A 15303-nucleotide genomic window follows, 5' to 3' on the forward strand; every position below is an offset into this window, starting at 1 on the left:
AACACTTTGAGACGGATAGCCGTCGGGAACGGAGGAGAATACCGTGCAACGCGAAGACGTATTGGGAGAAGCCCTACAGCTCCTGGAGCAAGAAGGGATTGCAAGCACCACGCTGGAAATGGTGGCCGAGCGCGTGGACCGTCCGCTCGATGAACTGCGCCGCTTCTGGCCGGACAGCGAAGCGCTGCTGTATGACGCGCTGCGCTATTTAAGCCAGCAGGTAGAGACCTGGCGTCGCCAGTTGATGCTCAACGAAGAGATGACCGCCGAAGAGAAGCTGCTAGCTCGCTATCCGGCGTTGACCAACTGCGTGACCAAAAACCGCTACCCCGGCTGCCTGTTTATCGCCGCCTGCACCTTCTACCCGGACGCCGAGCACCCGATTCATCAGCTCGCCAACCAGCAGAAGCAGGACGCTTTCCACTTCACTCATGAACTGCTGACCCAACTGGAAGTGGATGACCCCACGATGGTCGCGAAACAGATGGAGCTGGTGCTGGAAGGCTGCCTCAGCCGCATGCTGGTCAATCGCAGCCAGGTCGACGTGGACACCGCGTACCGCCTGGCCGAAGACATTCTGCGCTTCGCCCAATGCCGGCAGAACGGCGCGCTGACCTAGGCCAGCATCCCACCCACGCGGATGACTGACCTGTGGCAGCGCGATTTGTGCAAACGCGCGGCGTAAACGCGTAGATTGCCGCAATAGTAAGCAGTTGAACAGCTTTTCGCTGATTTTGGTTGACGCGAGTGAGCGACTACGGTTTAATGCGCTCCGTTGCCCGGATAGCTCAGTCGGTAGAGCAGGGGATTGAAAATCCCCGTGTCCTTGGTTCGATTCCGAGTCCGGGCACCACTTATTCAGAAAACCCAGCCTATGGCTGGGTTTTTGCTTTTTGGAACCATGCTACCTTTCAAGCCTTATCAAACGTCCGCCGCAGAATCCGCCCCTCCCCCCCATTTTCACCTCAACTGGTTTCCGTTACCCTATAGCCGTAGGCATCGCGACAACCGCCTTGCCACGCATCCTCAAGGTTCTCCATGACCGCCAAAAACAAAATCCTCCTCAGCGCCTGCCTGGCCGGGCACCGCGTGCGTTACAACGGTACCGATAAATCCTGCACCGCAAACCTGCTGCAACAATGGCACGATGAAGACCGTCTGGTTATTCACTGCCCGGAGCTGGCGGCGGGACTAGAGACGCCGCGACTGTCGGCGGAGATGGTTAATGGTCAAGGTATCGACGTGTTAAACGGACGGGCGCGGGTGGTGGAGAGCGACGGACGCAATGTTACACAACCCTACGTGCTGGCTGCCTGGCTGGCGCTGCACACCGCGCAGCAACACGGCTGTCGGTTTGCGATTATGACCGACGGCAGCCCCACCTGCGGCAGCCTGCACGTTTACGACGGCTCGTTTCGCGGCATGAAGGTGCCGGGCGAAGGGGTAGCGGCGGCGCTGCTGCGCGAGCATGGGGTTGAGGTGTTCAGCGAGTCTCAGTTGGATGCGCTACAGCAGCGGCTTGATGAGGTTGAGGGAGCGTAGATCCCGCCCGCCCGGCATCGGCGCAATGCACCTTGCCTGGGCGACCCGATACGTTATGCCTCTCTACTTCAGAGAAAGTCCCTTCATGGAAATTTATAATCAAGATCACGGAAATTAATTTCTAAATCATAAAACCTATTTCCGTCCTCCCCTTGCTAAGATCCCTCCCGAGAGCCACTGCGGCCTCAGCGCCGCATAATAAGAGGTGCACTCCATGCGTAAAGATTTAACCAGTAACGAGCTGAGAATTTATAAATTCTGCCAGGAGCACCCGGCCGACGTTTATAAAATGAAAATTCATGAACTGGCCGAGCGCGTTTACACCACCGCACCGTCTATTTCGAAACTGGTTAAGAAATTAGGCTTTAATAATTTTCAGGAGTTTAAGGTCGATGTACGCGACGTATTCTCCATGTCGCAAAACTCACAGCATCATAATGCCTTCGTGAGCGAGTATCTCCAGGAAATGCAGGATGCCTTAACTAAGGTTTCCGAGAGTAAAATAAAAGCCTTTTGTGATTTTTTATCCACATGTAACACGATTATTACCTGGGGATATGGCACTTCGGATAGCGTGGCAAATTATGTCAGCTATAACCTGATGGTGCTGGGCTTTAATATCCTCAATGAAACGGACTATACCAACTGTAATGTGCGTAGCCGCTTTCTGACCGCCGATGACTGCGTGTTGATTGTATCCAACAGCGGCGAGTCGGAAATGCTGGAAGAAATCATCACCAATGCGCGGAAAAACGGCATCAAAGTTGCCGCCATCACCAGCCGGGAAAATTCGACGCTGGCGCTTAAGGCCGATGCCGCCCTGATCTATAAAAACGCCATTATTAAAAACACGGCATTTGAAAATATTAGCTATCCGATTCAGATAGCCATCATCGACATCATGCTTTTCCATTTATCCAATGTCAGAAAAGTATCACTGAAATTTAATTCAAAGGTAGAAGACTCATGACCCAACTTAAACTCGTTGTGATTGGCGCTGGCAGCAGCTATACCCCTGAACTGATTGAAGGGGTAATTATTAATCATCATCAGCTGCCGATATCCCATATTGCTTTTGTCGACATCGAAATGGGCAAAGAGAAAATGAACATCATTTTCGAGCTCACCAAAAGAATGCTGGCCAAAGCAGGCTTACCGATTGATGTCAGCCAAACCTTCGACCGCAAAACAGCGCTACAGGAGGCGGATTTCGTGGTGACGCAGCTGCGTGTCGGCGGTATTGACGCTCGTATCGTCGATGAAAAACTACCGAAATCATACGGTTTTATTGGCCAGGAAACCAACGGCGCGGGCGGGATGTTTAAAGCATTGCGCACCATTCCGGTGATTATCGACATTGCCAATGAAATGAAAGAGATTTGCCCTAACGCGTGGCTGATCAATTTCACCAACCCGGCTTCCATGGTGACCGAAGCGGTTCTCAAATACAGCAGTAACAACCGGGTGATTGGCCTGTGCAATGGCCCGATCAATATGACCCATCAGGTTGCCGGCCTGCTAAATGTTGACGTTGCCGATTTGTACGTTGAGTTCAAAGGCTCCAACCACATGAACTTTATTACCAAAATTCTGCACAACGGCGTAGACCGCACCCGGGAAACCATCGAGATAATCAACGCAGCGGATGTCGACCAACTGAGCTTTAAAAACGTCAGCAACGAGCAGTTTAATAAAGAGCTGCTGGCGGCCACCAACCTGATCCCATCCTCGTATTTAAAGTACTACCTCAAAACGACCGAAATGCTGGCTGAACAGGATGCTGCCGAGCTGTCGCGCGGTGAGATCGTCAAAAATATCGAAGCCGAGCTGTTTAAAAAATACAGCGACGTCACGCTTCAGGATAAGCCTAAAGAATTGGAGGCCCGCGGCGGCGCGCTCTATTCCACTGCGGCGCTGAACGTCATTCGTGCCATATACCTCGATGATAAGAGCATTCAAACCGTCAACGTTCGCAACGGCGGCGCGATTACCAATTTACCGGAAGATGCGGTAGTGGAAGTGAACTGCGTCCTTACCCGTAATGGCCCAATGCCAATTTGCACCGGCGAAATTCCGTCTCCCGCCAAAGGTATGGTGTCGATGATGAAGGACTATGAAGCGCAGATCGTCAAAGCCGCCGCCACCGGCGACTATCAGGCACTGATCGCAGGCTTCCTCTTCAATCCATTATGTTCAAGCGACAATAAGGGCGTTGAGCTGGTGAAAGAGATGCTGCGGGCCAATAAAAAGTATCTGCCGCTGTTCGCCAACAAAATTGAATCACTCTAATCGCGGGAAGACACCGATGAAATGTACAGCTTTTGATACCAACGCCGCGCTGGCCAAGCAGGTGGTCAGCGAACTCTCAGCGCTTAAGCCGCATTCCCGCGTGTTAATCCCTTCGGGGAGCACACCGCGCTGGGTTTACGACCTGCTGGCGACAACGAAGGTTGCCGAACATCTCACCTTCTTTGCGCTGGATGAATGGGTTAACGTGCCCAGCGAGTCCGATGGCAGCTGCCTGAGTATGATTAATCAGGACTTTGTGCATAAATGCGCGCATCCGGTGCAGTTAATCCATTTTGATCCTTACGCCTCGACGGCGCAGAACATTGCCCATTACAACGCCGCGCTCAACGGCGCAGAGTTTGATTATGTGATTCTGGGTGTCGGGATGAATGGACATATCGGCTTAAACGAACCGGGCGTTTCTTTTGCTGAGGATTATCTGCAAACCCAACTGGATGACGTCACCATTAACGTCGCCAGCCACAAATACTTTTCCGGCGACGTCACGCTCAGCGAAGGCATTACCGTGGGGCTGGGTAAAATCATTAAAGCCAGCAAAGTGATCGTCATTATTAACCACGAGGATAAAAAAGGGATTTATCAGGAGATCGTGAACGGTGATGCCCATCACACCGAAATCCCGGCCATTTATATTAAGCAATTCCCGCACGTTAATTACTACATTACCAAAAACCTTCAAGGGTAAGCGGAAATGAGCATAACCTCTCTACTCGAACAAAAGATGTTGCCGTTGGCCGAGAAAATCTCGTCAAACATCTATTTAACCGCCCTCAAAAATGCCTTTATTGCCCTGATTCCTTTTTTAATCGTCGGCTCATTTTTCCTGCTACTCACCAACTTTCCGATTAGCGGCTACAACGAGTTTATGACCTCGCTGCTCGGAAAAGGCACGCTGGATAAGCTCAACTACGGGATTAACGCCAGCTACGGATTAATGACCCTGCTTGTGATTATCACCTTTTCAAAGGAGTTAGTCGAAAAGCTCAACCTCAGCCAGAGTGCCGCTATTTTGCCGGTAGCGATCTTCTTCTTAATGCTGCCTGGAAGTATCACTACCGAGTCTGGCACTCTTGTTGATGGGGCTTATGCGCTGCTGGACTTTAGTTCGGAGTCGATGTTTTTAGGGATCATTGTCACCCTGGTCACCATCAAGATGATTGAGTTCCTGGAGCACAGGGCCTTTACCATCAAGATGCCAGACAGTGTGCCACCCGAAATTGCCAGGTCGTTTAAATCGCTGGTCCCCATTCTTGTGGTGCTACTGTTCTGGATAATCGTGAAGGTGCTGTTTGAGCACACCCATTTCGGCACCCCGGGGAAATTTATCAGCGTCGCGCTACAACAGCCTCTGCTCTATTTAGGCAACTCCATCTTCTCGCAGCTTATTGCTGAAATGATGATCAGCCTGTTCTGGTTCTTCGGTATTCACGGCGATTCTATTGTCTCATCGGTGATGGGGCCAATCTGGCAGACGCTTAGCGCGCAGAACCTGGCGCAAACCCAGGAAGGTCTGGCGGCGACCAACATCATCACTCAGCAGTTCAGGGATGTGTATTTGATTGCCGGCGGTACCGGTTTTACCGGCGCGCTGCTCATCAGCATCTTTATGGTCGCGAAAAGCACGCGCCTGAAGCAGCTTTCAAAGCTGGCGGCCCCGGCTGCCATTTTTAATATTAACGAACCGGTGATTTTTGGTCTGCCGATCGTACTCAATCCACTGATGCTTATCCCATTTCTGCTAACGCCAATGGTGCTCTGCACGATAACCTACGTGGTGATAGCGCTCGGCTGGGTACCGCCAACGTCCGGGGTTGCAATTCCGTGGACGACACCGATTTTTATTTCAGGCTTCCTCACCACCGGGGTTTCGGGCGTCGTTTTGCAGGCGGTGAATCTGGTTGTCGCCACCGCGATTTATACGCCGTTCGTGAAGATGTTGGACAAGCAGTATCTGCATGAAGAACATCAGCCAGAAAGCGCGGTGGATGAACGACAAACTCAGCGATAGGAGCCAGAACAGGCCGGGGAACAGTCGCTGCTGATCACCCGGCAAATCAACAACCCGCGCCAGGACTCCCGCATTCTACTGACCACACAGCACTCGGCTAACGGTCAGGTCACCCAATGAATTAAGCGCGAGTTTGGCCCGCAGGGCGTGCTTAGCGGGATTTATGCTGATTTATTGCATCGGCAGGGTTAGCGCCTTGATGAGAGGAATAGATTTATGCTGTAATCCATGAGAGATTAGGCTTTACTCAAAGGAACGCTATTCGCCACGGAACAGAGGACGGCAGAATGTTATCGTTTAAACTGGATGGTTTTACTCATTATACAATTAAAAGAATGGCCACCCAGCGTCCGACGCTTTCCATTATTATTCCTGTATATAATCGGCCTGTCGCGATTGCTAATTGTCTGAACCAGCTAAAAAATACGGAATATAATAAGAATGACGTAGAGATCATTCTTATCGACGACTGCTCATCAGATAATACGTACGACATTCTACAAAGTTATTTAAGCGACTTTCCTAATATAATTACGCTCAAAAGAGAAGAGAACTCAGGCGGTGCATCACAGCCCAGAAATAATGGTCTGGAGATTGCATCAGGGAAGTGGGTACTATTTATTGATTCCGACGATCACATCACGTCCTTTGCCATTTCTGATGCACTGGCCGCCGCACAGTGCGACGCCGAAACGGATATGGTTTGTATGCCATATTTTAAAGCTGAAGGTAGCGGACGAGCGATAATGGCATCAGCTTTCCCTTATAATGAGACCAAAACAGGTTTAACATTTACGCAAACAAAGCTTTATAACAGCTTGAATGTTGTAGGTAAATTGTTCCGGGCTTCGCTGATAGCAGAATATCAAATCATCTTTCCTGCCCATATCAAGGTCAGAGAAGACAACTGGTTTATGATGAAGCTGTACAGCGTAGTACGGCACATTACGATCCTTGGAAATAAGAAACAGTACTATTTCATCAACGAAGTCGATAATGTTTCACTCGCGGCAAAAGGCACCTCGCCGGCCGCTGCCGTCGAAATTTATCTCTCTGCCTATGACTTTATCTGTAGCCGCAGCGGGTTAGGCGAAAAAGAACGACTGGACTACCTGGCGATCTACCTTAATCGTTATGCGAATATGATAAGGCGGGGTAAAAATGCACCGTTACGCTTCTTCAAACATACTCAGCAAACATTAAAAGCGCTTTCGCAGAATCCACATATTACCGAGAATGCCAAAAGTTTAATTGCCGACCTGTATGCAGGCAAATATTCCCCACCTACTCGCACAATGGCAGCACTGAAGTCATTGCTGGATCAAACGAAGGCGACGTTAACGCCGACAGCGATTGCAGCACAACCCGCTCATTTTCCGGCGTATATTCTTCTCATGAGCATAAGCAATGGTCAGGAACGCGCCTTTACCGTCTGCGGCAAAGGTTCGACCTTTAATGAGGCCTGGGCGGCAGGGGAAGCGGAATTAGCGCGCTGGCAGCACAACAAACACGCGTCGCCTATTTGGCTGCGCGTTGATATTGTTAATAAAATACAGACTCTACGCTGGGACGCGCTACAGGAAAAACTCAGCAGGACCAAACGTAACTATTTCCGTTTTGGCCTAAGCTTTACCCCCGATTTTCGGCATCCCATCCTCGAGCAAGAAATTAATGCTAATGCCCTGATGTATCAGGGTGCGGAGGGCGTCGCTACGCCTAATAATGCCAATCTGGCCAATTTTGCCCGCTGGCGCTTCAGCAGCGAATTGTGCTGGCCGGAGAGCCCCGAGCAACTCATCTGGCGTTTTAACACCCGCAGCGTCTTCTGCGACGGCGAGCAGGTGTATCCCATTGAATCCAGCGGCCGCAATGCGGGCTATCGCCAGCTGTCAAACTGGCAGGAAGAGGCGCTCGACCCGATGATTTTCTCCGCCACCGACTACCTGGCGCGTCAGGTTCAGGCGTCGGGGCGCTACGATTACGGCTGGTTCCCCTGTTTCGATCGGGCCATCCCTACCTACAACGCGCTGCGCCACGCCAGCTCAACCTATGCGTTGCTCGAAGGTTGGGAAGTGACGCAAGAACCTACACAGTTCGCCGCCATTGAGCGGGCGCTGCACGACCTCTCAAGCGAACTGATTGCCACCCGCGCGCTGCCCGACGGCAGCGACGCCGATTTTCTTATCGATACCGGCGGCGAAATTAAGCTCGGCGGGAATGCAGTTTGTATACTGGCGATGGCCAAATACACCGAACTCACCGGCGACCAACGCTATCTGCCACAGATGCAGCGTCTGGCAAACGGCATCGGCTTTATGCAAAAAACCGATACCGGCGGCTTTAACCACGTACTGAACGCCGCCGATCTGTCGCTGAAGGCCGAACACCGAATTATCTATTACGACGGCGAGGCGGCATTCGCGCTGATGCGTTTGTACGGGCTGACCAAAACGCCGCGCTGGCTGGAAATCGTTGAACGCGCGATGGATCACTTTATCGCGCAGAAGCACTGGCAGGCTCACGACCACTGGCTAAGCTACTGTGTAAACGAGTTAACGCTGTACCGTCCGCTTGAGCGTTATTATCAGTTTGGCCTGGACAACGTGCGCGATCACCTGGACTTCGTGATCAACCGGGTCACCACCTACCCGACGCTGCTCGAACTGATGATGGCGGCGTCGCGCATGCTAAGCCGTCTGGCCACTTCCGAGCATCGTCACCTGCTGGACGGGTTCGATCTGGAGAAGTTCAACCTGGCGCTGGAGACGCGGGCGCGGTACCTCGCGAACGGTTTTTTCTGGCCGGAACTGGCAATGTTCTTCAAAAATCCGCCCCGGATCGTGGGCAGTTTTTTCATTCGTCACCACAGTTTCCGGGTGCGCATTGATGATGTCGAACACTACCTTTCCGGCTATGTTGCTTACCGAAAACACTGGCGTCATCAGCATGACAAGACGACATAATCCCTTAATGATGAGCGTTTGCTGAATGAAGCGCCTGCGGGATATCGTACGTCCATTTATCTGGAAACGCTGGCTATCGTTGTTTCTGGCGCTGCTGCTATTGGTGCCGCCCGAACTGGGCGCGGGATGGAATTTCAATACCATCAACGAGCGGACGCAACGGCTATATGGCCCCGCGACGCCCACCGCCCAGCGCAATATTGATGCCTGGGAGGCGTTGCTTAAACAGCCGACGCAGGGCAACATTCAGGCCACCCTGAACCGCGTGAACCAATTTTTTAATTCGCGCATCCGCTTTGTGGACGATATAACGGTGTGGGGGCAAGAGGATTATTGGGCGACCCCGGTGGAAGCCTTACGTAAAGGCGCGGGAGATTGCGAAGACTACGCGCTGGCCAAATATTTTACCCTACGTGAATTAGGTGTTCCGGCAAGCCAGCTGCGAATCACCTACGTTAAAGCATTACAATTAAATCAGGCACATATGGTTGTGACATGGTATTCGACGCCGGACGCTATTCCGCTGGTCCTCGATAACCTGAAGCCCGCCATATTACCCGCCACCGCCCGCAGCGATCTGCTCCCTGTTTATTCCTTTAATGGGGAAGGTTTATGGATCCCGCAGGCCAGCGGCAGCAAGCGCGTTGGCGACAGTAAACGACTTTCACGTTGGCAGGATCTTCTCACCAGGATGCGTGCAGAAGGGTTTGTAATTAATGAATAGGAAGCGGTCATGTCCCTTTATAAACAGCTACTGATTGGCATCTGCCTGTTTACGCTGACGATATTCTGCGGCAACTTTTTCGCCACGCTGGAAAGCTCGCGCGAGCAGTATCACAACCAGCTGAGTGCGCATGCCCAGGATGCCGCCACGGCGCTCGGCCTCTCGTTGACCGCGCATATCGATGACCCGGTCATGACCGAGCTGATGGTGAACTCCATTTTCGACAGCGGCTACTTCTACCGCATTCAGGTCGTGGATATCAAAACCGGCAAGCCCATTATTGAGCGTCAGAACATCCCGCCCAGCGCCAACGTGCCTGGCTGGTTTGCCCGCATCGTGCACCTGAACCCCGGCCAGGGCGAAGCTATCGTCATGCGCGGCTGGACGCAGGCCGCGCGCGTGGAGGTGGTTAGCCACCCGATGTTTGCGCTGTCGCGCCTGTGGAGCAGTCTGGTCGCCAGCTTCCTGTGGCTAACCGGCTGTAGCGTGTTGTGTATCCTGGGCGCGATGTTCCTGTTGCGCCACCGTCTGCGCCCGCTGAACTACATCGTCGAACAAGCTACCGCCATCAGCCGCCGCGAGTTCCTGAGCCTGCCAGCACTGCCGAAAACGCCGGAGCTGCGTCGGGTTGTCGAAGCCACCAACATGATGGTTACCCAACTGAAGGCGCTGTTTAGCGAGCAGGCTCAGCGCACCGAGGCGCTGCGGCAGGAAGCCTATAACGACAGCCTCACCGGCCTGAACAACCGTCGCGCTTTCGACATCAAATTCCAGACCCGCCTGAGCGATGAAGACCACGCCGACGGCAACCTGATCCTCCTGCGCGTGCAGGATCTGATGGGCCTCAACCAGCGCCTTGGCGGCGCCAACACCGATAAACTGCTTAAAGCGGTTGCCGATATCCTCAGCAGCCTCCAGCAGCGCTACTTCCATAGTGAAGGTTTTGTCGCCCGCGTACGCGGTGGCGAGTTCGCCATTATCACCGCCCCCGTTCTTCCGACGGAGATGGAGAGCTTCGCTAACTCACTGAACACACAGCTCAAAGCGTTGTATGAAACAGGCCTGAGCGACGTCAACCCGGTGGCGCATTTTGCCGAAGTTGCTTTCCACTATGGTGACACGCCACAGAACCTGCTGCGTCAGGCGGACCAGATCCTGGTGGCCGCCGAAGCCGATATGCGCACCTTCGTCGACCCGGCATTGGCCGCGCAGCAAACGCCGGATGAGGACCACCACCACTGGCATCAGCGCCTGACGGAGATTCTGGATAAGGAAGCGTTTGAGCTTTATTCGCAGCCCGTGTACGAGTGCAATAGCAAACACGTTGTTCTCCATCGTAAAATTCTGGCGCGTATTAAAACCACCGATGGCGAAATTATCCCAGCAGGCCGTTTCATCCCGTGGGTTCGCCGCCTGGCTCTGGGCCGCCGTATGGACGTCGTCATGCTCAAACAGACGCTGCGCGCGATGGAAAGCACCACCCACGCTTTTGCACTCAGTATTAGCGGTGAAAGCGTCGCGGACGACGAGGGACTGAACGCCCTGCTCCAGCCGCTGAAAGCGGCGCGCCACCTGGCATCGCGACTGACGCTCGAGCTGGATGAGAACGAACTACCGGAGCCAGAACGTGTCACCGTGCTGGTGAAAAAACTACAGGAATTGGGCTGCGGCCTGGGCATTCAACACTTTGGCGGTCGCTTCCATCTGATTGGTAACCTGCCGCAGTGGGGGCTGGCGTGGATTAAGGTCGACGGCGGCTATATTCACCACATCAATGAAGAAGAAGATAAAAAACTCTTTATAGAAGCGATTTACTGGGCGACACGCCAGATCAACGTCCCCCTTATCGCTGAACGAGTGGAAACCGAAGGCGAGCTGGCCGTGCTGGAAAAAATTGGCCTGTATGGCGCAATGGGCCGCTATTTTAGCGATGCCAGCACACTACAATAATTTTCAGGAGAGCAGCCATGCATTTTATTGAACGCGATGGTGAAGGACGGATCGTTCGGGTTGAAGCCGCGGAATTCAGCGGGATGACTGAGCAAAGTGCGGAGACAACCGCAGAGATTAGCGAGTGGTTGAAGGTGGAAAACCTTCGCGCGGCCACGCTACAAAGACTGCAACAGAGCGACCTGGAAATGGTTCGCGTACTGGAAGATCTCATTGAAGTACTGATGAGCAAAGGGGTTATCAGCATTACCGACCTGCCGCCAGCGGCACAAAATAAGCTGTTAAATCGTGCCCAGGCACGACAGGCGCTGAGCGGATTGGAAGGTCTGATCGGCGATGACGAAGAAAGGTTGATATAACCCAATAATAAAGCTGATTATTTAAGGTGCATGAATAATGTGCCTTAAATATCATTAGTGCTCTAACGATCGTTATTCCCCCCTATTTTTAACAGCCGCTAGCCATTCTGGCGGATTAAAACAACCTTAAAATCAAAGAATAAATTCTCACTTCGTCATATTCTTGGCTTAAGATACGACTTATCGCCGATCCCGGGTGCATTGCAGCGTTCGAAATATCAGCACCATTAATCAATCTAACGGCAATCACCTCTTAGATCCGCGATAACATAACGATAAAAATATTCCAGCGGAAACGGAAAACACCGCGCAAGACCAATGGGAGAGCAAGATGAACGGTATAGCCGGCACAATTAAAGCGATTATCGGTCAGGTCTTCGCAATTTCACCTGACGGAACCCGGCGCCTGCTCGTTGAGGGCGATAAACTCCTCGCTGGCGAGCAAATTGAAACCGGCGCCAACGGTGCCGTCACCCTCGCTCTCCCTGACGGGAAAACGTTAGATCTCGGCCGCGACAGCCACTGGGATGGCGGCCACGGCATCGCCAACACACCTGACGCAACCGACACCACGGATATTGCCGCCATTCAGCAGGCGATTGCGGATGGTCAGGACCCGACACAAATTCTTGAGGCCACCGCCGCAGGCCCACAAACCACGACCGGCAGTGGCGAGCCCGGCGCAGGCGGTGCCCATACTCACGTTATCCTGGATCTCACCGGCGAAAGAGTCGACCCTACAGCTGGATATCCGACTGAAGGCCTCGATTTCCCCAATACGCCGATAGAAGAGGAACTGACGGTTCTGGATCGATCGGATGCTGAGGATGAGGGTGATTCGGACGCCGACAGCGATTCGGATTCTGACAGTGACTCCGACTCGGACAGCGATTCGGATTCCGATAGCGACTCCGATTCCGACAGCGACTCGGATGCCGACAGTGACTCCGATTCTGACAGTGACTCGGATGCCGACAGCGACTCCGATTCAGATAGCGACTCGGATTCNGACAGNGACTCCGATTCCGACAGCGACTCGGACTCTGACAGCGACTCGGATTCCGACAGTGACTCCGATTCCGACAGTGACTCGGACTCCGACAGTGACTCCGATTCTGACAGTGACTCCGATTCCGACAGCGACTCCGATTCTGACAGCGACTCGGATTCTGACAGCGACTCGGATTCTGACAGCGACTCCGATTCTGACAGTGACTCGGACTCAGATAGCGACTCGGACTCCGACAGTGACTCCGATTCCGACAGCGACTCGGACTCAGANAGCGACTCGGANTCNGACAGTGACTCNGATTCCGACAGCGACTCNGACTCTGACAGNGACTCCGATTCTGACAGCGACTCCGACTCGGACAGCGATTCGGATTCCGACAGCGATTCGGATTCCGACAGCGACTCCGATTCCGACAGTGACTCGGACTCAGATAGCGACTCCGATTCTGACAGCGACTCCGATTCTGACAGTGACTCGGACTCAGATAGCGACTCGGACTCCGACAGTGACTCCGATTCCGACAGCGACTCGGACTCTGACAGCGACTCGGATTCCGACAGCGACTCCGATTCCGACGGTGACTCAGACGCCGACAGTGACGCAGACAGCGATGCAGACTCGGATAGTGATGCCGATGCCGACTCTGACGCTGACTCCAACGTCACCCTCAACGTCAATGTGACCGCAACGGAGTCATCGAAAGTCACGCAGGTAAACGGCGGCAGTAAAGATCCAAGCGGAAATGGTTTTGACGTCGATAGCAACGGAATGATCGTCGCGGTTGGCGCCAACGTGGTGGTCTGGGTTTCGGCAGGGGATATTGGAAAATACGTTTCCAGCGATATTCCTGCTGAAAATATTCACGTTTACGACCAGGGTAATGCGCAGGGGAACGAGGGTAAAACAGATATCTTCGTACTCCATGAAGACAGTACCTATACCCAAGGTGATGGCACACAGCACTCAATGAACGCGGTGAACGGGAATCGAGAGCCGACGTCGAGTAACGCCAACGACTACATCTTTGTTCCGGGTTCATCAAGCTGGAGCTCGTCTGCGGGCTCAGCCAACGTCAATAACAGCATCAACTATTACGAAAGCGTAAACGTCACCATTAACGGTAAAACGTATGGCGGCAACAACCGGGTGAGTGAAGTTATTTCCGGTGACGGGAAAGAAGGTCTGGATCCTTCACATCCGGATACCCATACCACCTGGCAGTATGAGCTGAACATTGATGCGAACCTCGATGGTGCGGCGGGCAATGACCATATCTCGTCGATCAAACTCACCGGGTTGCCGCCGGGAACAACGATCAGCTACAACGGCGAAGACTATACGGTTGATGCGCATGGAAATGTGGTTATCGATATCACCGGTGATAGCAACCTGGATATGGATCTCACCTTTACCTCATCGACCCAGATAGACGATCTTGGGTCGATCAAAGTGGAAATCACCACTGAGGTTGATGGTTCGTCGCACTCGTCAGGCGATATCGATGCCAACAGTGGCGATCACGCGATCGCCATCACTGGCGACGAAGATCATCACGCGGATAGCGACTCGGCTACTCTGATGAGCGCAGATGACGATGTGCACCACGCGACTGCCGATCACGTCGATACTGCGGATAGCACCGATAGTTCGCCGGAGCATACATCGGACGATCATACGGAGACGACTGCGTCAACGGATACAACCGATGACAGTGCCAGCACAGATCAAACGCAAGAGACAGGTTCAGCAGAGCCGTCGGAAGACGCGTCAACAGCGGATCAAATCGAAGGCGATAGCGCCGCTGACCACAGCGTTGACGCAGACGTGGACGGAACGGATAACGCGGAAACAACAGGCGATAACGCAGCAACGGAACAGGATACCTCGACCCTGTTGGTTGACCACGATGATCTCGACCTGAGCAATGTCGATCAGGATGCGACGCTGACGCAAACGGCTGAAGAAAGCCCGGAAACATCGCTCACTCTCTTGCTCGATGATATCGATAGCCAGTTGAACAGCGCGGATACCGCGCAGAGTGAGGTAACACCGACGGACAACTCAGCAACGGTCGAAAACAGCGAGTCGAATCAGGTGAAGGTTATCGATCTCAGCGACATTATCCATGATGATGACGCCAAAGATCTCAGTTCACTGATTCAGGTTGCTGACCCTGCTGATAACGACCCGGCGGCAGGACACGTTCAGGACGTGCCAGCTGAAAGCTCGGATAGCGACGGTGGGGAACACTGGGGGGTTCATGAGGCTGCCGAACTTGATAGTCTTATCGCGCAACCAGATACGGATGTTTAATACAAAAGGGCTAGCGCAGGCTAGCCCTTTTCTTTTCCACTGACGAATACATTCAAAAAACCTAAGTATATAAACCAATCTTTCTTATCTATTTTTTTATACCAGATGGTCTGATATTACGT

General features: G+C 52.9%; 11 protein-coding genes, 1 tRNA gene and 2 pseudogenes. All 14 read left to right on the plus strand.

The annotated features are described in order from the left end of the window. The first annotated feature begins 43 nt into the window (after positions 1-43). The 14 genes and pseudogenes from NNN71_RS06920 to NNN71_RS06980 all read left to right on the plus strand — a co-directional run bounded on the left by NNN71_RS06920 (position 44) and on the right by NNN71_RS06980 (position 15181). A complete protein-coding gene (locus tag NNN71_RS06920; RefSeq protein ID WP_163447339.1) occupies positions 44-619 on the plus strand; it encodes a transcriptional regulator in 576 nt (191 codons plus the stop codon). A gap of 158 nt (positions 620-777) precedes the next feature. Then, positions 778-853, plus strand: a tRNA-Phe gene (locus NNN71_RS06925). A gap of 185 nt (positions 854-1038) precedes the next feature. Then, positions 1039-1542 carry a DUF523 domain-containing protein gene (locus tag NNN71_RS06930; RefSeq protein WP_271458172.1) on the plus strand — a complete coding sequence of 168 codons (504 nt, stop codon included), beginning with the start codon at positions 1039-1041 and terminating at the stop codon, positions 1540-1542. 214 nt (positions 1543-1756) lie between these two features. Next, positions 1757-2512 (plus strand): MurR/RpiR family transcriptional regulator, encoded by a 756-nt coding sequence (locus NNN71_RS06935; RefSeq protein ID WP_163448683.1) that lies wholly within the window; start codon positions 1757-1759, stop codon positions 2510-2512. Then, complete coding sequence (locus NNN71_RS06940) at positions 2509-3831, plus strand: 6-phospho-beta-glucosidase (protein WP_271458173.1); 1323 nt, start codon at positions 2509-2511, stop codon at positions 3829-3831. The genes NNN71_RS06935 and NNN71_RS06940 overlap by 4 nt, the downstream gene beginning before the upstream one ends. Positions 3832-3847: 16 nt before the next feature. Next, positions 3848-4537 (plus strand): 6-phosphogluconolactonase, encoded by a 690-nt coding sequence (locus tag NNN71_RS06945; protein ID WP_271458174.1) that lies wholly within the window; start codon positions 3848-3850, stop codon positions 4535-4537. 6 nt (positions 4538-4543) lie between these two features. Continuing rightward, entirely contained in the window at positions 4544-5860 is a 1317-nt protein-coding gene (locus NNN71_RS06950) for a PTS sugar transporter subunit IIC (RefSeq protein ID WP_271458175.1), read from the plus strand. A 9-nt stretch (positions 5861-5869) separates the two neighbouring features. Beyond that, a pseudogene (locus NNN71_RS06955) lies at positions 5870-6052 on the plus strand (LysR family transcriptional regulator); the annotation flags it as partial. A 143-nt stretch (positions 6053-6195) separates the two neighbouring features. Continuing rightward, a pseudogene (locus tag NNN71_RS25245) lies at positions 6196-6606 on the plus strand (glycosyltransferase family 2 protein); the annotation flags it as partial. A 549-nt stretch (positions 6607-7155) separates the two neighbouring features. Next, a complete protein-coding gene (locus tag NNN71_RS06960) occupies positions 7156-8823 on the plus strand; it encodes a Mur ligase (protein WP_442910504.1) in 1668 nt (555 codons plus the stop codon). A 25-nt stretch (positions 8824-8848) separates the two neighbouring features. Further along, a complete protein-coding gene (lapG, locus tag NNN71_RS06965) occupies positions 8849-9547 on the plus strand; it encodes a cysteine protease LapG (protein WP_163448677.1) in 699 nt (232 codons plus the stop codon). Positions 9548-9556: 9 nt separating this feature from the next. After that, entirely contained in the window at positions 9557-11497 is a 1941-nt protein-coding gene (gene lapD, locus NNN71_RS06970) for a cyclic di-GMP receptor LapD (RefSeq protein WP_163448676.1), read from the plus strand. Positions 11498-11514: 17 nt separating this feature from the next. After that, entirely contained in the window at positions 11515-11856 is a 342-nt protein-coding gene (locus NNN71_RS06975; RefSeq protein ID WP_163448675.1) for a tryptophan synthase subunit beta, read from the plus strand. 331 nt (positions 11857-12187) lie between these two features. Beyond that, the gene (locus tag NNN71_RS06980; protein WP_271458177.1) at positions 12188-15181 is read left to right on the plus strand and encodes a retention module-containing protein; all 2994 of its coding nucleotides are present in this window, start codon (positions 12188-12190) and stop codon (positions 15179-15181) included. Positions 15182-15303 lie beyond the last annotated feature (122 nt).

Source organism: Kluyvera sp. Awk 3 (assembly GCF_028069715.1).
GTDB lineage: Bacteria > Pseudomonadota > Gammaproteobacteria > Enterobacterales > Enterobacteriaceae > Kluyvera > Kluyvera georgiana_A.